Annotated in this window: 19 protein-coding genes; 11 read left to right on the top strand and 8 right to left on the bottom strand. The window is 70.1% G+C overall.

What is annotated here, in order from left to right; all coding sequences use genetic code 11:
• Positions 1-28 precede the first annotated feature (28 nt).
• Positions 29-754 (bottom strand): leucine efflux protein LeuE, encoded by a 726-nt coding sequence (gene leuE, locus NBY69_RS08580; RefSeq protein WP_250299518.1) that lies wholly within the window; start codon positions 752-754, stop codon positions 29-31.
• 134 nt (positions 755-888) lie between these two features.
• On the bottom strand, positions 889-2,487 hold the full coding sequence (locus NBY69_RS08575; RefSeq protein WP_250299517.1) for a methylmalonyl-CoA mutase: 1,599 nt from the start codon (positions 2,485-2,487) through the stop codon (positions 889-891).
• Between the two features lie 241 nt (positions 2,488-2,728).
• Between NBY69_RS08575 and NBY69_RS08570 the strand changes: the two genes are divergently transcribed.
• A complete protein-coding gene (locus tag NBY69_RS08570) occupies positions 2,729-3,619 on the top strand; it encodes a L,D-transpeptidase family protein (RefSeq protein ID WP_374211234.1) in 891 nt (296 codons plus the stop codon).
• A gap of 215 nt (positions 3,620-3,834) precedes the next feature.
• Here the strand turns inward: NBY69_RS08570 and NBY69_RS08565 are convergent, their stop codons facing one another.
• The 3 genes from NBY69_RS08565 to NBY69_RS08555 form a co-directional block, all read right to left on the bottom strand.
• Positions 3,835-4,851, bottom strand: a complete 1,017-nt coding sequence (locus NBY69_RS08565; RefSeq protein ID WP_250299516.1) for a hypothetical protein — start codon at positions 4,849-4,851, stop codon at positions 3,835-3,837.
• On the bottom strand, positions 4,851-5,519 hold the full coding sequence (locus NBY69_RS08560) for an RNA polymerase sigma factor (protein ID WP_250299515.1): 669 nt from the start codon (positions 5,517-5,519) through the stop codon (positions 4,851-4,853). The genes NBY69_RS08565 and NBY69_RS08560 overlap by 1 nt, the downstream gene beginning before the upstream one ends.
• A gap of 360 nt (positions 5,520-5,879) precedes the next feature.
• The gene (locus tag NBY69_RS08555) at positions 5,880-6,359 is read right to left on the bottom strand and encodes a lamin tail domain-containing protein (protein WP_250299514.1); all 480 of its coding nucleotides are present in this window, start codon (positions 6,357-6,359) and stop codon (positions 5,880-5,882) included.
• A 389-nt stretch (positions 6,360-6,748) separates the two neighbouring features.
• On the opposite strand from NBY69_RS08555, the gene NBY69_RS08550 reads away from it, so the two are divergent.
• A complete protein-coding gene (locus tag NBY69_RS08550; RefSeq protein ID WP_250299513.1) occupies positions 6,749-7,447 on the top strand; it encodes a TNT domain-containing protein in 699 nt (232 codons plus the stop codon).
• Between the two features lie 7 nt (positions 7,448-7,454).
• The gene (locus tag NBY69_RS08545; protein WP_250299512.1) at positions 7,455-7,691 is read left to right on the top strand and encodes a hypothetical protein; all 237 of its coding nucleotides are present in this window, start codon (positions 7,455-7,457) and stop codon (positions 7,689-7,691) included.
• Between the two features lie 39 nt (positions 7,692-7,730).
• On the opposite strand, the gene NBY69_RS08540 is transcribed toward NBY69_RS08545, so the two are convergent.
• From NBY69_RS08540 to NBY69_RS08530, 3 genes are all read right to left on the bottom strand, one after another.
• A complete protein-coding gene (locus tag NBY69_RS08540) occupies positions 7,731-7,985 on the bottom strand; it encodes a hypothetical protein (protein WP_250299511.1) in 255 nt (84 codons plus the stop codon).
• A 165-nt stretch (positions 7,986-8,150) separates the two neighbouring features.
• Positions 8,151-8,561: a hypothetical protein gene (locus tag NBY69_RS08535; protein WP_250299510.1), complete on the bottom strand. Its 411-nt coding sequence runs from the start codon at positions 8,559-8,561 to the stop codon at positions 8,151-8,153.
• Between the two features lie 244 nt (positions 8,562-8,805).
• On the bottom strand, positions 8,806-10,410 hold the full coding sequence (locus tag NBY69_RS08530; protein ID WP_250299509.1) for a glycoside hydrolase family 20 protein: 1,605 nt from the start codon (positions 10,408-10,410) through the stop codon (positions 8,806-8,808).
• A gap of 173 nt (positions 10,411-10,583) precedes the next feature.
• Here NBY69_RS08530 and NBY69_RS08525 point away from each other — a divergent pair, with 173 nt between their 5' ends.
• The 8 genes from NBY69_RS08525 to NBY69_RS08490 all read left to right on the top strand — a co-directional run bounded on the left by NBY69_RS08525 (position 10,584) and on the right by NBY69_RS08490 (position 16,470).
• Entirely contained in the window at positions 10,584-11,237 is a 654-nt protein-coding gene (locus NBY69_RS08525; protein ID WP_250299508.1) for a 2-oxo-4-hydroxy-4-carboxy-5-ureidoimidazoline decarboxylase, read from the top strand.
• A 168-nt stretch (positions 11,238-11,405) separates the two neighbouring features.
• Positions 11,406-11,786: a succinate dehydrogenase, cytochrome b556 subunit gene (gene sdhC, locus NBY69_RS08520; RefSeq protein WP_266641247.1), complete on the top strand. Its 381-nt coding sequence runs from the start codon at positions 11,406-11,408 to the stop codon at positions 11,784-11,786.
• A 7-nt stretch (positions 11,787-11,793) separates the two neighbouring features.
• The gene (locus NBY69_RS08515) at positions 11,794-12,270 is read left to right on the top strand and encodes a succinate dehydrogenase hydrophobic membrane anchor subunit (protein WP_250299507.1); all 477 of its coding nucleotides are present in this window, start codon (positions 11,794-11,796) and stop codon (positions 12,268-12,270) included.
• A 26-nt stretch (positions 12,271-12,296) separates the two neighbouring features.
• Positions 12,297-14,051, top strand: coding sequence for a succinate dehydrogenase flavoprotein subunit (gene sdhA / locus NBY69_RS08510; protein WP_250299506.1), 1,755 nt, complete (start codon positions 12,297-12,299; stop codon positions 14,049-14,051).
• Positions 14,051-14,818, top strand: a complete 768-nt coding sequence (locus tag NBY69_RS08505; RefSeq protein ID WP_250299505.1) for a succinate dehydrogenase iron-sulfur subunit — start codon at positions 14,051-14,053, stop codon at positions 14,816-14,818. Before sdhA ends, NBY69_RS08505 begins: the two co-directional genes overlap by 1 nt.
• A 148-nt stretch (positions 14,819-14,966) precedes the next feature.
• Positions 14,967-15,476 carry a hypothetical protein gene (locus tag NBY69_RS08500; RefSeq protein WP_250299504.1) on the top strand — a complete coding sequence of 170 codons (510 nt, stop codon included), beginning with the start codon at positions 14,967-14,969 and terminating at the stop codon, positions 15,474-15,476.
• 169 nt (positions 15,477-15,645) lie between these two features.
• Positions 15,646-16,071, top strand: a complete 426-nt coding sequence (locus NBY69_RS08495; RefSeq protein WP_250299503.1) for a hypothetical protein — start codon at positions 15,646-15,648, stop codon at positions 16,069-16,071.
• A 6-nt stretch (positions 16,072-16,077) separates the two neighbouring features.
• Positions 16,078-16,470 (top strand): thiol-disulfide oxidoreductase DCC family protein, encoded by a 393-nt coding sequence (locus NBY69_RS08490; protein ID WP_250299502.1) that lies wholly within the window; start codon positions 16,078-16,080, stop codon positions 16,468-16,470.

Here is a 16,470-nt window from a genome sequence, read left to right as displayed (position 1 = left end):
CGCTTCAGGCGCAATACGCCCGGCAACCTCACACGCTGCTGAGCGAGAGCTTCACCGCGAAGCCCAGGAAGAGCGCACCGGCGGCGGTCGTCATGCCCGCCGAGAGGCGCCTGCGGCGGCGGAAGGCCGCCGAGAGCCGGGTGCCGCTGAATATCAGCAGGGTGAGGTAGAGGAAGCTCGCGATCTGGGCCAGCGCGCCCAGGACCATGAAGGAGAGCGCCGGATAGGCGTAGTGCGGGTCGACGAACTGCACGAAGAAGGAGATGAAGAAGAGGATCGCCTTCGGGTTGAACAGACTGACCACCAGGGCCCGGCGGAAAGGACGTTCCGCCACGGAGCCCTCCGGAGCCGCGGAGCCCGCGGAACCCGCGGGACCTGCCGAGCCCGCGGGGCTTTCGGCAGCGGCCCTCTCCGGCGCCCCGTCCGCCGAACGCTCGGCGCGCTCCTGCCGGTCGCGCCAGAGCGACCGGGCCGTCCGGATCATGCCGACCGCCAGGTAGGTGAGGTACCCGGCGCCCGCGTACTTCACCATGCCGAACAGCAGCGCGTTGCCCTGGAGCAGCGAGGCGACCCCCGCCGCGGAGAGGGTCATCAGGACGGTGTCCCCGCAGAAGACCCCGGCCGCCGCCCGGTAGCCGGTGCGCACCCCGCGCCGGGCCGCAACGGAGAGTACGTACAGCGAGTTGGGGCCCGGCAGCAGAACGATCAGCACCAGGCCGGCGAGGTAGGTCGGGAGATCAGTGACGCCGAGCATGGACCGAGTCTCGCACGCGGGTACGACATCCGGTCCCGGCGTGCGAACGATGGACCCCGGCCTCTCCTCCGGCCCTCGCTTCCGGCCTCCTTCCGGTCTCGCCCCGGGCCCCGCCCCCGCTCCGGAACAGCCCGTCAGAACACGTCGGTCGGCACGTACGTCCCCCACACCTCGCGCAGCGCGTCGCAGACCTCGCCGACCGTGGCCCGCGCCCTGAGCGCCTCCTTCATCGGGTACAGCACGTTCTCCGTACCCCCGGCCGCCTCCCGCAGCGCGGCGAGCGCCGTGTCGACCGCGGGCTGGTCCCGGTCCGCGCGGAGCGCCGCCAGCCGGGCGGCCTGCTGGGCCTCGATCGTCGGGTCCACGCGCAGCGGTTCGTACGGTTCCTCCGCGTCCAGCTGGTAGCGGTTGACGCCGACCACGACCCGCTCACCGCTGTCGGTCTGCTGGGCGATGCGGTACGCGCTGCGCTCGATCTCGCCCTTCTGGAAGCCGTTCTCGATGGCGGCCACCGCACCGCCCATGTCCTCGACCCGCTCCATCAGCGCCAGGGCGGCCTCCTCGACGTCGTCCGTCAGCTTCTCCACCACGTACGAGCCCGCGAACGGGTCGACGGTGGCGGTGACGTCCGTCTCGTAGGCGAGGACCTGCTGGGTGCGCAGCGCGAGGCGGGCCGACTTGTCGGTGGGCAGCGCGATGGCCTCGTCGAAGGAGTTGGTGTGCAGCGACTGCGTACCGCCGAGGACGGCGGCCAGTCCCTGCACGGCCACCCGCACCAGATTGACCTCGGGCTGCTGGGCCGTGAGCTGGACGCCCGCGGTCTGGGTGTGGAAGCGCAGCATCAGCGACTTGGGGTTCCTCGCGCCGAACTCCTCGCGCATCACGCGGGCCCAGATCCGCCTCGCCGCACGGAACTTGGCGACTTCTTCGAGGATCGTCGTGCGCGAGACGAAGAAGAAGGAGAGCCGGGGCGCGAAGTCGTCCACCTCCATCCCGGCCGCGACGGCGGTCCGTACGTACTCGATGCCGTCGGCCAGCGTGAAGGCGATCTCCTGCGCGGGCGTGGCACCCGCCTCGGCCATGTGGTAGCCGGAGATCGAGATGGTGTTCCACTTGGGGATCTCTGCGCGGCAGTACTGGAAGATGTCCGCGATCAGCCGCAGCGAGGGCTTGGGCGGGAAGATGTACGTGCCGCGCGCGATGTACTCCTTCAGCACGTCGTTCTGGACGGTCCCGGTGATCCGGTCGGCCGGTACGCCCTGCTCCTCGCCGACCAGTTGGTACATCAGCAGGAGCAGCGCGGCGGGGGCGTTGATGGTCATCGAGGTGGAGACCTTGTCCAGCGGGATCCCGTCGAACAGCACCCGCATGTCGTCGAGCGAGTCGATGGCGACCCCGACCTTGCCGACCTCGCCCGACGCGATCGGGGCGTCGCTGTCGTGGCCCATCTGCGTGGGCAGGTCGAAGGCGACGGAGAGGCCCATGGTGCCGTTGGCGATGAGCTGCTTGTAGCGGGCGTTGGACTCCACGGCCGTGCCGAACCCGGCGTACTGGCGCATGGTCCACGGCCGGCCGGTGTACATCGACGGGTAGACGCCCCGGGTGTAGGGGTACGCGCCGGGCTCGCCCAGTTTCGCGGCGGGGTCCCAGCCGTCCTGGGCGTCCGGTCCGTACACCGGCTCGATCGCGAACCCGCTCTCGGTCAGCCGGTCACTGCCGGTTTCGCTCGCCATCTGCTGCTGCCTCCCGCTGAGAAGTTACCTGTTGGTAGGTCCCGGTCCTCGCGACGGACTGTAGCGGGGGGTGTGCGGCGGGTGGAGTCGCACACGCTGGGACCTTGCTCACAGCCGTGGCCTTCTCCTGGCTTTCGCAACCGCCCGGAGCGGGAATCAGTCCCAGGGAACACCAGGAACACCAGGAGCGCCGAGTGGCGCCGAGTGGCCCGAGTGGCACCGGAGAGACGAGGGGGCGTAGATGCAGAAGATGTTGCTGTGCAGAGCAGTTGCCGCTGCGGCGGTGGTGGCCGTGACGGCGAGCTGTTCCGTGGAGACGGCGAAGACGGCGGACGCGGGCGACGGGAAACCCGGGGGTGCGGGCCGGACCACGGCTTCCGGGTCACCGGACGCCCCGGCCACCCGCTCGCCGGGCAGCGCCGCACCCAAGCCGAGACCCACCCCATCAGCGTCCGAGACGTCCGGGACGCCCGCGAAGCCCACGCCGCCCCCGCCCGGCAGGACGCTGATGGCGAGCGGCGCCACCGGCAAGCAGGTGCGCGAACTCCAGGCCAGGCTGCGGCAGATCGCCTGGTTCGGCGGGACGCCGACGGGGACGTACGGACCGGTGACCGCCGCCGCGGTCAAGGGCTTCCAGGACAAACGGGGCCTCGCCGCCACCGGCGCCACGGACACCGTCACCTGGCAGAAGCTGCTGACGATGACCCGGACCCCGACGCGCGACGAGCTGAACGGCACGAAGGGCAGCGTTCATCCGGCCAAGCTCGATCCGCGCTGCCTGAAGGGCCGGGTGCTCTGCATCAGCAAGACCAGCCGCAGCCTGAGCTGGGTCAACGACGGCAAGGTGCTCTCGACGATGGATGTGCGCTTCGGCTCGCAGTACACGCCGACCCGCGAAGGCACCTTCCACGTCGACTTCAAGAGCAGGCACCACGTCTCGACGATCTACCACACGGCCATGCCGTACGCGATGTTCTTCAGCGGCGGCCAAGCGGTGCACTACTCGTCGGACTTCGCGGCGCGCGGCTACAACGGCGCCTCGCACGGCTGCGTCAACGTCCGGGACGAGGCGAAGATCGCGTCGCTCTTCGACCAGGTGCGGACCGGCGACAAGGTCGTCGTCTACAGGTGAGGAGCGCCCGGAGGAGCCGGAGGAGTTGGGGGCGCGGGTGGGTCCGGGGGAACGTAACCCACCCGCGCCGGTTGCGCGGAGCCGAAGGTACGGGGGGAACCCCGGCTCACACGCGGCCGATGACCAGTCGGCTCACTCTGTACTGCGCCGGACGCTCGGAAAGTGTCACACCCGGGTCCCGTCCGGCGCTGATCCGCCGGACAAGCTCCGCGCGCCTACGAGTCGCTCGAGCCCGCCGAGGCCTTCCCGCCGCCTCCGTCACCCGGCTGGGGTGTCACCGGAAGGCTGACCGAGGGCGAGGGTGACGGAGCGGGGCTCGCGGAGGAGAGGGGCGGCGCCGGCACGTAGGAAATGGGGTGGTCGGGTCCGCGGCCGGGGCCCAGCAGCCGGTCGCAGAACTTCGCGACCTTCTCCGCCCCGCGGGCCTCCGACTCCAGTCTCCGCCTGCGCTCGCTGTCGACGTGTCCCGCGCGGTAGTCGCGGCAGGCCGCAGCGAGCCTGCGGTAGACGTCCCCGGAGGTGTGGTTGTTACCGCCGGCGGGTGCCCACTTGTCCTTGCCGTCGGCCTTGCCGCTGCCCTTACCGTTCGCCTTGCCCTTGCCGCCTGTGCCAAGACCCTTGCCCGCGCCCTCGGCCCGGTCGGTGTTCCCGCTGTGCTCGCCGTCGTCGTCCTCGTGTCCGGCGGGCGGCGCGGTCCGGCCGTCGGGGGCGTCGTCGGCCGGTGAGCCGGTCCCGGGGCCCGGCGACGCACCCGTGGCGTCGTCCGTCGGCGATTCGGAGATGAGCGGGCTGGGTGTCGCGACCCCGGACACCGAGGAGGCGGGCATGGGTTCGCTGCGGCCGAAGGGCGAGGGCAGCAGGCCCGTCCCCGCGGCGACCGCGACCCCGCTCAGCGCACATCCGGCCACCACGGCGGCGATGCTGAACCGCACAGGTCCGCGCAACCGCCCGCCGGCCCCGGCCCCGGTCCCGACCCCGGCCGCTGAACCGAGCCGTACCCGCCCCAGCGTCCCCGACTCGTCCCTGGCCAGCCGGAACGCCTCCAACGCACCCTTCTCACCGGGGAGTTCACCGATCTCGGGGTACATGGCCGGCCGGGCCGCACTGTCCAGCGCGGCATACAGCCGCGCGGCCCGCGCCCTTGCCTGATCGTCGACGGCACCGACCGGCTCACCGCGCAGCAATCGCTCCGCAGTGTCCTTGTCAAGCCATTCACACCGCTCGTCGGCCATCACATGTCCTTCTGCGTCCACGGACGCGAATGCGTCACACCGACCGCGGCCGCCGCGCCCTCGCGCGGGGGGCGCTCGGCGATGCCCACGGACGCGCCGTCGGGTCCGTGCGGGTCGGCGTCCGGGCCCAGGAGTTCGGCGAGCCGCTTCAGTCCGCGGTGCGCGGCGGTCCGCACCGCGCCGGGCCGCTTGCCGAGCGTCCTGGCCGCGGTCTTGGCGTCGAGCCCGACGACGACCCGCAGGACGACCGCCTCGGCCTGGTCCTGCGGGAGCTGGGCGATGAGCCGCATCGTCCGGCCGGTGGCCAGGGCTTCGATGGCCTCGCCCGCGGTGTCCGCATCGCCGGGCTCCCCCGCGAGTTCGGACTCGTCACCGCCGGTGGCGGGGCGCCTGCCCCGCATCCGTATATGGTCCAGCGCGCGGTTACGGGCTATGCGCGCCGCCCAGCCGCGGAACCGGTCCGCGTCACCACTGAACCGCTGCAGGTCGCGGGCGATCTGCAGCCACGCCTCCGAAGCGACGTCCTCGGCGTCCGGGTCGCCGACCAGTGTCCGTACATAGCCGAGCAGCCGCGGGTGCACGGCGCGGTACACAGTCCGGAAGGCGTCTTCGTCCCCGTCCTGCGCCGCGAGCACCGCGGCGGTCAGCCCCGCGTCGTCCCCCAGCACTTCCTCAACCCGTCCCGCCGCACTGCTCCCCGATCCGCAGCTGGTCGCCACTGCCGCGCTGCCTCGCGCGATCCGTCACGCTACGGCCTCGCCCGGCCTTCGTCCACGACTTGTACAACCAGCAACAGCTCACTGACTCTGCGCGGTGTGACAGAAAACGCACGCCCGGCGCTGAAAGGTATACGGGACCGTTCCGCGGCTCCCGCGGACGGCGACCGGGGCCTCTCCTGTGGGGGGTGGCGGCCCCGGTCGTCTCCCGGTCCCGGACATCGCCGGTGGAATTCCCCGTGGCGGCACAGCAGTGCGCCACGAGCGGGACCACTCGTGGCGCACCGATGTCACCTCATGTCACCTCGACGGTCAGCGGTGATGGCGCCCCCAGCTCTCGGTGTCCGTGATCCGGCCGCGCGCGTTGCGCAGGGTCGCGGTGTCCCCGGCCCGGTCCCAGATCGAGGCGTGCCGGTTCTGGTAGACGTCGCGCCCGTTGTCACGGCCGGTGCCGGTGTGGACCTTCACCGACTTGTGGGCACCGAGACGCAGCGCGTGGAAGCGGTAGGAGTGGTGCTGCGCGTCGCTCAGCGTCCAGCCCTTCAGCTCCACCGGCCTGCGGGAGTTGTTCGTGACCGTGACCCACTCGGCGTCCAGGCCCTGGCCGGGGCGGTGGCCACGACCCGGACCGTTGAAGTGGACGGCGCCGAGCGCGACCACGGACCGCTCGGGGTGCGGTGCGGGGTGGTTGTGGTGATGGCCGGTCGCCGCTGCCGGGAAGGCGGCGGCGAGCAGGGCCCCGGAGGCCAGCACAACTGCGGCGAGACGGGAACCCGAAGACAAAGACGACATGGAACCCCCAGATCAGGGCATGCGTACGCCGGTCGGCCCACGCATGGTGCAGATGAACTTCCGGCTCTGCGCCGGACATCCACACTCTGAACCGCACCGGGCAGGACAGCCGGAGAAACTTCGCCGCGTTACAGAAAGCGGACAAAACACACTCCGTCAGGTCATCCGGCGCGCACGCCCCCGCGCATCGGGCCCCACCGCGCACGCTTCCACACCGGCCCCCCGGGACCGCACCTGGACGCCGGAACCGGCCGAGCCTCGCACGACCCGCGAGCGCGCCCAACTGCCGTATTGCGCCCCCCTGTCGTAAAGCCCCCCGCAGAACGTGACCGATCGGCTACCTTGCGTGATACAGCCCAATCGGGCCTCAGTACACAAGGGGACCTTGAGTGAACCGAATTCGCACCGTTCTCGCCGCGCTCACCATCACCGCGGCGACCGTGGTGGCTCCCGCTGCTGCGAGCGCCGCTCCGCCGCCCCCGCAGCAGGCGGACCGGACTCCGGCCGTCGCGCAGCGGCACGCCCCCTGCTCCGGGGAGTTCCACGCCGACTCCCGGCTCGGGCCGCAGTGGCTGCCGACGAAGCACGAGAAGCCGGTGGGCCCCCTGCTCAAGGGGTACAAGCGGACCGGGCAGCTGTCCCCGTCGGCCTTCCTGGCGAAGTACTGGGAGGGACCCGCGGACACGGGCAGCTGGAAGTACCCGCCGAACGACGGGTTCAAGGAGGTCAACGGCCAGGTGGACAAGGAGCCTTCGAAGCTCCGCACCGGCGAGCGTCTGGACCGCTTCGGTTCCGAGTACGGTTCGTACCTCGCGCCCGCCGGTGACTCGTACGCCAAGCGGGCGCTGCCCCCGCAGAGCCTCAACACCCGTGACGCCACGATGCCCTGCGACTATCACGTCTACAAGGTCACCAAGCCGTTCTGGGTGTGGCAGGGCGGCATCGCCCCCTGGTTCGAGCAGCCCGGCGGCGGGCAGCAGATCAAGCTCGACCAGGTGTTCCTGAACCCGGGCGAGGGCCAGCGGCTGAACGTGAAGTGGCTGCTGGACCATCACTACCTCGGGTACGCCACCACGACCGGCAAGTAGGACGCCCATGGACCGCCACGAACTGCACGCCGCACTGCGCACGGCGGGAGTGCCCGACGGCTACTACCGCATCGAGGGGGTCCATGAACCGGTCCCCACGCCCCCCGACTTCCTCTTCCTGCGGAGGACTCCGGACGGCGGGGCGTGGGAGACCGGCGCGTTCGAACGGGGCCTGTACGAGATCATCGGCCGGTACGCGACCGAACCGGACGCCTGCGCGCACCTGCTGCAACTGCTCGTCTGACGGGTGCCGGAACGCTCCCCGGGGTCACCCCGCAGCCCCTCAGCGGTCGCCCACGTCCCGCCGGTTCGACAGCGCCGACTCCGCGAGGGTCGAGAGCCCTTCGACGTAGACCTCACCGCCGGACCCGGGCCGCACGACGAGCCAGCCGCGTGTGCCGAGGCTGCGCACCTGCGCCCGTACGTCGTCGCCGAGTTCGGCCGCGAGTTCGGCCTCGCCGGGCCTGTTGCCTGCGTGCAGGTGCTCACGGATACGGAGGAGCAGCGCTTCTTCCTCCGCGGTGATGTTGAAGTCCATTCTTGGACGCTACGACGCGCGGGGCGCTGACGCCCGCCGAGTGACGAAGCCCACCCGCACACCCCCGGACACCCGTCACCGGTGACCGCGAAGGCGCGGGGCACCGTCGGACGGCACCGCGGGCCCCGCTCATGCGTGGTCCGGACGGCGGGTCAGAAGAGCGGGTCAGGAGAGCGGCAGGCCCGGGGCCGCGGGCAACTGGGGCACGCCGGGCACCTTGGGCAGCGTCGGCAGAGCCGGCAGGTGGGCGGCCGGGAGACCGCCGCCGAGCACGATGGAGGCGAGGACGTTCACCTGGGCGGCCACCACGGCCTGGGCCGCGGCGGTGACTTCCGCGGGTTTGCCGCTCGTGGACGCCTTCACCAGGGCGTCGACCTTGGCCCGGAGACCGGCCGCCGCCTTCGCCTTGAGCGCGGCACCCGGGTCCGGCGCGGCCGGTGCGCTCGCTGCGGGCGGTTCGCTCGCTGCGGGCGGTTCGCCGACGGCCGCGTACGCCGCAGGCCCGGCTGCGCCCAGGGTGAGCGCGCCGCAGGCGGCGGAGGTGACGAGGAGGCCGGCCTTCGGGGACATTCGCATGGAGAACGTTCCTTTCGGAGCCGCGAGAGGTACTCCCGCCACCTTGCGAAGGCCACCTGCACCGCGCAATCGCCACCTCACTCGGAGTAGCGCCTGCCTGCCCGGGAAAAGCGGTCCTGACCTGTGTGTCTCCGCCACCCCGGCAGAACGGGCGGATACCTCCGTAGGGGTGAGCGGCCCCGGCACCGCGTCCGGACACCGCGGGCACCTCACCCCGGAGTCCCACCCCGGCGGCGCACCCGGATCAGCCCACCTTCGCCGCCAGCTTCCCGAACTGCGTCCAGGTCAGTTTCGGCTTGTCCGGGTCCCACAGCTTCTGGGCCGTCGCCATCAGCGGCATCCGGATGCCCGCGGCGACCTGCGCCGGGGTCTGCGCGTTCGCGATGTCGCCCCACACGGCGAACCGGCCGCCCAGGATGAGGTGCGAGTACTTCGACGGAACCGGTGTCGTGCCGCGCATGACCAGCGGGGTCCACTGCTCGTAGATCCGCTTGCCCGTCGGGTAGGTGAAGTCGTTCGGCTGGCCGAGTACGTAATAGAGGTACTCGTCGTTGAGGTTCATCATCTTCCGGCCGGTGCTCAGATAGTCGACGGGCGGCCGGGCCCCGTACTCCTTGCCCGTCCAGTACTCGGCCTCGATGGCCGGGTTCGCGGCGACCGAGACGCCGCTGTAGAAGCCGTCGTTCCAGGCCTTGGGCGTCTTCTTGTCCTTGATGACGACCGCCGCCCGGTCGTTCAGCCAGCCGGTGGCCAGGTCCTTGATCGTGCCGTTGGAGCCGTACTTCTTATGGGCGGCCTGGGCCAGCTGCGGATAGGAGGCCTCCGGGTTCTTCGCCATCAGCGCCTGGTACTCGTCGCCGCCGAGGTGCCAGTACGCACCGGGGAAGAGCCCCTCGTACTCATGGATCAGCTGGTCGACGACGCGTCCCGACTCCGGGTTCGAGATGTCGACCGCGCCGGGCGTGGCGACGCCGTTGACGTTCTTCAGCTGGATGCCCGGATGCGCCTTGATCACGGCGCCCAGATGTCCCGGCGAGTCGATCTCCGGGACGACCGTGATGTGCAGGCTCGACGCGAGGGAGACGATCTTGGTGACCTGGGCCTTGCTGAGGTGGTCGGGCGAGACCACCGCGGGGTCGGAGCTCGACGCGATGCGGAAGCCCTGGTCGTCGGAGAAGTGCAGGCACAGCTGGTTGAGCTTGAGGTCGGCCATCTCCCGCACCCGGTCCTCGATCCAGCTCGCGCTGTAGGGCTTGCGGGCGATGTCGAGGTTCAGCCCGCGCTGCGGCCGGTCGGGCTGGTCGTGCACGACGCCCTCCGGCACCTGCCCGTCCGCCAGCACCGACTGCTTGACCGTGCGGGTGCCGTAGAAGACACCGGCCTCGTCGGGCCCGGTGATCTTGACCTGCTGGTCGCGGGCGGTGAGGGTGTACGACTCCCGGGGCGCCTTCGAGTCCGGCGCCAGGGCGAGTTCGATGTCACCGGCGTGGGCCTTGCCGCCGTACGCGTAACCGAGTTTCAGCTCGTGCGCGAGGAGCTTGCCCTCGTCCGTGAGCCCCTTGCTGCCCTCGGCGACCAGTACCCGGGAGTCCTTCTGCGGGCGCCAGCCCGGACCGCGTGCCGGGCCGTGCTCGCGTACCGAGGGGATGGTGCGGGGCGCCGCGGAGAGCGGATACGTCCGCGCCGACGCGGAGCCGGACGCGGAGGAGTCCACCGCCGGTCCACGGCTCGCGGGCCCGCTCCCGCCGTACGTGTCGTCGTCCGGCCAGACCGCGACGGTGAGCAGCGCGGCAGCAGCCACGACCCCCACCCCTACGGTCAGGGGCACCGATCCTTTGATTGTCTTCATGACTCAAAAACCTCCCATTCACTGCGAAGGTAGGGCGAAACGCCAACCAAATCGTCCACCACGCGCCTTGAAACTCTCCCTTCCGGGTGAAATTCGTGCATCCGTCGGACACTCGACACCATGCATCGATAGCGTTGCGGCTCTCTCACCACCCGCCACCCGACCTTTCTGTCATGCCTGTCGTGTTCGAGGAGTCCACGCTGTCCAGCGATTCCCACGCCGGCGCTCCGACGCGACCGCCGACACTCCACCACACCACGCGCACTCCGGCCCGCACCGCGATACCCGCACAGCACCAACGGCTGCCCGGTCTCGACCGGTTCAACTCGGCACCGGCGGGCGCCGCCGAAACCGCGCTGCTCGCCTGCTGCGGCAGCCACCGGTGGGCCCAGCGGCTCGCCGCACACCGCCCCTACCCCGATCTGGCCGCTCTGTTCGCCGCATCCGACGAAGCCGGCTACGACCTGTCCCCCGCCGACCTCGCGCAGGCTCTGGCCGCGGGGCACTCCCCGCTCGGCCTCCCCTGGGAGGATCCGGTGTCCGCGCTGCTCCACGACAGCGCACCCCGAGCCGCGCGCACCGCGCTGCGGGCCGCGCACGCCGCGTACGAGAGCCGCTTCGGTCACGCCTTCGTGATCTGCCTCGACGACATCCGGCCGGCCGAACACCTCGACCAGGTACTCACCGGGATCCGCACCCGGCTCTCGCACGAGCCGGACGAGGAGAGAGCGGTCGCGGCGGACGAGCTGCGCCGACTCGCCCGAGGGCGAATCGCCCGTCTTATGGCGGATACAGGCCATGCCGGTAGCCCGTCCGTGGCTGTTTGATTGCCTGTTTGATCACACCGCAGGCCCCGGCGCGAAGGAACCGACAAGTCGTCGCTACGATGGCCGGGGCCGGTGGACCGTACCCGGCCGGGCCAGACCGACACAGCTCCTCCCACCGGGAGAAGCTGGCGGCATGACCCCCGTCCCCCGCTCCCGGAGGGTTTTTCCGTGCCGGCTGGAACGCTGTACCGCGGCCGGGAAGGTATGTGGTCCTGGGTGGCTCATCGAGTCACCGGCGTCCTCATCTTCTTCTTCCTGTTCGTACACGTCCTGGACACTGCTCTCGTCCGTATCTCCCCCGAGGACTACGACAAGGTCATCGCTACCTACAAGACGCCGATCGTCGGCCTTCTTGAGTACGGCCTTGTCGCAGCGATCCTCTTCCACGCTCTGAACGGCCTGCGCATCATCGCCGTGGACTTCTGGTCCAAGGGCCCGCGCCACCAGAAGCAGATGCTGTGGTCCGTCGTGGGCATCTGGGTCTTGCTGATGATCGGGGCGCTCTACCCCGTACTCGGCCACGCCGCACGCGAACTGTTCGGGAGCTGAGGACTGAATGTCTGCTGAGACCTCTGCCGCTGTCGGCCCCGTCGAGGGCGTCTCCCTCTTCGACGTCGACAACCCCGCGCCGCTCATCGAGCCCCCGCGCGCACGGACCAAGAAGACGCCGAAGTCCACTCGTGGCAACTTCGAGATGTACGCCTGGCTCTTCATGCGCCTCTCGGGCATCGTGCTGGTCGTCCTCGTCCTCGGCCACCTGCTGATCCAGCTGGTGCTCGACGGCGGTGTGGCCAGGATCGGCTTCGCCTTCGTGGCGGGCCGCTGGGCCTCGCCGTTCTGGCAGGGCTGGGACCTGCTGATGCTCTGGCTGGCGATGCTCCACGGCGCCAATGGCCTCCGTACCGTCATCAATGACTACGCGGAGCGTGTCAACACGCGCCTGTGGCTCAAGGGCCTGCTGTACACCGCCACGGTGTTCACCATCCTGCTGGGCACGCTGGTGATCTTCACCTTCGACCCGAACATCTCCTAGAAGCCCGGGACCGAGGCGCTTTCATCATGAAGATCCATAAGTACGACACCGTCATCGTCGGCGCCGGCGGCGCCGGAATGCGCGCGGCCATCGAGTCGACCAAGCGCAGCCGGACCGCCGTGCTGACGAAGCTGTACCCGACGCGCTCCCACACCGGCGCGGCTCAGGGCGGCATGGCCGCCGCCCTGGCCAACGTCGAGGAGGACAACTGGGAGTGGCACACCTTCGACACGATCAAGGGCGGCGACTACCTGGTCGACCAGGACGCCGCCGAGATCCTGGCGAAGGAGGCCATCGACGCGGTCCTCGACCTGGAGAAGATGGGCCTGCCGTTCAACCGGACGCCCGCCGGGGAGATCGACCAGCGCCGCTTCGGCGGTCACACGCGCAGCCACGGTGAGGCCCCGGTCCGCCGTGCGTGCTACGCCGCGGACCGCACCGGCCACATGATCCTCCAGACCCTCTACCAGAACTGCGTCAAGGAGGGTGTGGAGTTCTTCAACGAGTTCTACGTCCTGGACCAGCTGCTGGTCGAGGTCGACGGGGTGAAGACCTCCGCGGGCGTCGTCGCCTACGAGCTGGCCACCGGCGAGATCCACGTCTTCCAGGCGAAGTCCGTGATCTACGCGTCCGGCGGCACCGGCAAGTTCTTCAAGGTCACGTCCAACGCGCACACCCTGACCGGTGACGGCCAGGCCGCCTGCTATCGCCGCGGTCTGCCCCTGGAGGACATGGAGTTCTTCCAGTTCCACCCGACGGGCATCTGGCGCATGGGCATCCTGCTGACGGAGGGCGCCCGCGGTGAGGGCGGCATCCTCCGCAACAAGGACGGCGAGCGCTTCATGGAGAAGTACGCGCCGGTCATGAAGGACCTCGCGTCCCGTGACGTCGTGTCCCGCTCCATCTACACGGAGATCCGGGAGGGCCGCGGCTGCGGACCCGAGGGCGACCACGTGTATCTGGACCTGACGCACCTCCCGCCGGAGCAGCTGGACGCCAAGCTCCCGGACATCACGGAGTTCGCGCGTACGTACCTGGGCATCGAGCCGTACACCGACCCGATCCCGATCCAGCCCACCGCGCACTACGCCATGGGCGGCATCCCGACGAACGTCCAGGGTGAGGTCCTCGCGGACAACACCACGGTCGTTCCGGGCCTGTACGCGGCCGGCGAGGTCGCCTGCGTCTCGGTGCACGGCGCCAACCGGCTGGGCACCAACTCGCTGCTCGACATCAACGTCTTCGGGCGCCGGTCGGGCATCGCCGCCGCCGAGTACGCCGCGAAGAGCGACTTCGCCGCGCTTCCCGAGGACCCGGCGTCGCTGGTCGAGGCCCAGGTCGAGCGGCTGCGCAACGCCACGGGTGACGAGCGGGTGGCCACGCTGCGCCTGGAGCTCCAGGAGTGCATGGACGCCAACGTGATGGTGTTCCGCACCGAGCAGACGATCAAGACGGCGGTCGACAAGATCGCCGAGCTGCGCGAGCGGTACCTGAACGTGTCCATCCAGGACAAGGGCCGACGGTTCAACACCGACCTCCTCGAAGCCATCGAGCTGGGCAACCTGCTGGACCTCGCCGAGGTCATGGCGACCTCCGCCCTGGCGCGCAAGGAGTCCCGCGGCGGTCACTACCGCGAGGACTTCCCGAACCGCGACGACGTCAACTTCATGCGCCACACCATGGCGTACCGCGAGGTGGGCGACGACGGCGCCGAGTCGATCCGGCTCGACTACAAGCCGGTCGTCCAGACCCGCTACCAGCCGATGGAGCGTAAGTACTGATGGCTACCCCCACCATGGACAAGGCGGACGCCGCCGAGGCCGGCTTCGCCGACACCCCGTTCATCACGGCCACCTTCCGGATCCGCCGGTTCAACCCGGAGGTCTCGGACGAGTCGCAGTGGCAGGACTTCGAGGTCCTCATCGACCCGAAGGAGCGTGTCCTCGACGCTCTGCACAAGATCAAGTGGGAGCTGGACGGCACCCTGACGTTCCGCCGTTCCTGTGCGCACGGGGTCTGCGGTTCCGACGCGATGCGGATCAACGGCAAGAACAGGCTCGCCTGCAAGACGCTGATCAAGGACATCAACCCCGAGAAGCCGATCCTGGTCGAGGCCATCAAGGGCATGACGGTCCTCAAGGACCTCGTGGTCGACATGGACCCGTTCTTCCAGGCGTACCGCGATGTGATGCCCTTCCTCATCACCAGCGGCAACGAGCCGACGCGCGAGCGTCTGCAGTCCGCCGAGGACCGGGCGCGGTTCGACGACACGACGAAGTGCATCCTGTGCGCCGCGTGCACCTCGTCCTGCCCGGTGTTCTGGAACGACGGCCAGTACTTCGGCCCGGCCGCGATCGTCAACGCGCACCGTTTCATCTTCGACTCGCGTGACGAGGGCGGCGAGCAGCGCCTGGAGATCCTCAACGACAAGGACGGCGTGTGGCGTTGCCGCACGACGTTCAACTGCACGGACGCCTGCCCGCGCGGTATCGAGGTCACCAAGGCGATCCAGGAAGTGAAGCGCGCGCTCATCACCCGCCGCTTCTGACACACCGGCACCACCGCATGCGCACTGCCGCACCGGCACTGCCGCATACGCACGAGGGCCCCGCACTCCCGGTATCCGGGCGGCGGGGCCCTCGTGCGTCGCGCTGTGCCAGGATCTCCCTGACGTACGCCACAGAACGGGGAGCGGGATGAGTGACCAGAATCCGTACCAGTGGGGCCCGGAACCGCCCTCGGGGCCGCCCGTGCCGGGGTACGGCTACCCCGCCGCGAGCCCCGGGTACGGCTACCCGAACGCGGCTCCCTCGTACGGCTACCCGGCCCCGCCGAACCTCCCGGTACCGGCGGGCGGCGGCGCCCCGCTGATGACGCTCGGCGACATCACCGTCGTACCGGACGGCATCATCACCCCGGCGGGCACGCTGCCGCTGCGGGGCGCCGTCTGGAACGCGACGGACATGTCCCGTACGGAGGAGAAGATCCCGACGGTCGCGGTCGTGCTGGCGATCGTCTTCGCCCTGTTCTGTCTGGTCGGTCTGCTCTTCCTCCTGATGAAGGAGAAGAAGACGACCGGCTTCATCCAGATCTCGGTGACCAGCGGGGGCCGCCACCACACGACCATGGTCCCGGCGTGGGGCCCCCAGTCGTTCCAGCAGGTGATGGGGCAGCTCAACTACGCACGGTCGCTGAGCAGCATGTAACTCCCCGCCCCTCCCTGCCACCCACTTCTGTCCGCCCCCGCGGTCCGGCTCCGATGCCGGACCGCGGGGGCGGACTTCGTCGTGGACGGACCCCGCGCGTTGAACGTGTTCAAAAGGAGCGCTAGAGTCATGACATCAGCTTTTGAACGCGTTCAAGGGAAGGTGGGTCATGGACCTCACCGTTGTCTCGTACCTCGTCTATCTGGTCATCGCCCTGGCACTGACCGTCTGGGTGGCGCGGACCCTCAGCCGGAACGGCCGGGTGTTCCTCGCCGATGTGCTGCACGGGAACGAGAAGCTCGCGGATGCCGTCAACCACCTGCTGGTGGTGGGCTTCTACCTGGTCAATCTGGGCTTCGTGGCGCTGTACCTCCAGGACGACACCACCATCGGTGACACCCGGGGAGTCTTCGAGGCGCTGTCCAGGAAGCTCGGCGTCGTGCTGCTCGTCCTCGGCGTGATGCACCTCGGGAACGTCTACGCGCTCAACAGGTTCCGCCGGCGCGGCATCCAGGAGCGCGAGCAGACCCCGCCGGTGGCACCGCAGGGGTGGGTCAACCCGGCCCACCCGGTCAGCCCGTTCACGAAGGCCTGAACGGCCGTGACCGCCGTCCCCGTCAGGAAACTGACCGTGCTGTACGACGCCCGGTGCCCGCTCTGCGTCCACCTGCGGCACTGGCTGCGCGGGCAACGCCAGCTCGTGCCGCTGCACATGGTGCCCGCCGGGTCCGCCGAGGCCGTGGAGCGCTTCCCCGGGCTCGACCACCGGGCCACCCTGGAGGAGATCACCGTGATCGGCGACCAGGGCCAGATCTACCGGGGGCCCGCCGCCTGGATCGTCTGCCTGTGGGCGCTGGCCGAACACCGGCCCAAGGCCCACTGGCTGGCCACCCCCGCGGGCACTCCCTTCATCCGGGTCGCGATGCTGTCCGCGGCCAAGTACCGGAATGTCACCGCACCGCCCTGCGGTGACCGGTGCGAGGTCCCCGGTTAG

This window comes from Streptomyces sp. A 4/2 (assembly GCF_940670765.1).
Lineage (GTDB): Bacteria > Actinomycetota > Actinomycetes > Streptomycetales > Streptomycetaceae > Streptomyces.
This window is presented reverse-complemented; position numbering and strand designations above follow the sequence as displayed.

What these genes read in the sequence shown, in the direction of transcription:
- leuE (WP_250299518.1), bottom strand. Translation starts at nt 754, where the DNA reads ATGCTCGGCGTCACTGATCTCCCGACCTACCTCGCCGGCCTGGTGCTG.
- NBY69_RS08575 (WP_250299517.1), bottom strand. Translation starts at nt 2,487, where the DNA reads ATGGCGAGCGAAACCGGCAGTGACCGGCTGACCGAGAGCGGGTTCGCG.
- NBY69_RS08570 (WP_374211234.1), top strand. Translation starts at nt 2,729, where the DNA reads ATGCAGAAGATGTTGCTGTGCAGAGCAGTTGCCGCTGCGGCGGTGGTG.
- NBY69_RS08565 (WP_250299516.1), bottom strand. Translation starts at nt 4,851, where the DNA reads ATGGCCGACGAGCGGTGTGAATGGCTTGACAAGGACACTGCGGAGCGA.
- NBY69_RS08555 (WP_250299514.1), bottom strand. Translation starts at nt 6,359, where the DNA reads ATGTCGTCTTTGTCTTCGGGTTCCCGTCTCGCCGCAGTTGTGCTGGCC.
- NBY69_RS08545 (WP_250299512.1), top strand. Translation starts at nt 7,455, where the DNA reads ATGGACCGCCACGAACTGCACGCCGCACTGCGCACGGCGGGAGTGCCC.
- NBY69_RS08540 (WP_250299511.1), bottom strand. Translation starts at nt 7,985, where the DNA reads ATGGACTTCAACATCACCGCGGAGGAAGAAGCGCTGCTCCTCCGTATC.
- NBY69_RS08535 (WP_250299510.1), bottom strand. Translation starts at nt 8,561, where the DNA reads ATGCGAATGTCCCCGAAGGCCGGCCTCCTCGTCACCTCCGCCGCCTGC.
- NBY69_RS08530 (WP_250299509.1), bottom strand. Translation starts at nt 10,410, where the DNA reads ATGAAGACAATCAAAGGATCGGTGCCCCTGACCGTAGGGGTGGGGGTC.
- NBY69_RS08525 (WP_250299508.1), top strand. Translation starts at nt 10,584, where the DNA reads ATGCCTGTCGTGTTCGAGGAGTCCACGCTGTCCAGCGATTCCCACGCC.
- NBY69_RS08515 (WP_250299507.1), top strand. Translation starts at nt 11,794, where the DNA reads ATGTCTGCTGAGACCTCTGCCGCTGTCGGCCCCGTCGAGGGCGTCTCC.
- sdhA (WP_250299506.1), top strand. Translation starts at nt 12,297, where the DNA reads ATGAAGATCCATAAGTACGACACCGTCATCGTCGGCGCCGGCGGCGCC.
- NBY69_RS08505 (WP_250299505.1), top strand. Translation starts at nt 14,051, where the DNA reads ATGGCTACCCCCACCATGGACAAGGCGGACGCCGCCGAGGCCGGCTTC.
- NBY69_RS08500 (WP_250299504.1), top strand. Translation starts at nt 14,967, where the DNA reads ATGAGTGACCAGAATCCGTACCAGTGGGGCCCGGAACCGCCCTCGGGG.
- NBY69_RS08495 (WP_250299503.1), top strand. Translation starts at nt 15,646, where the DNA reads ATGGACCTCACCGTTGTCTCGTACCTCGTCTATCTGGTCATCGCCCTG.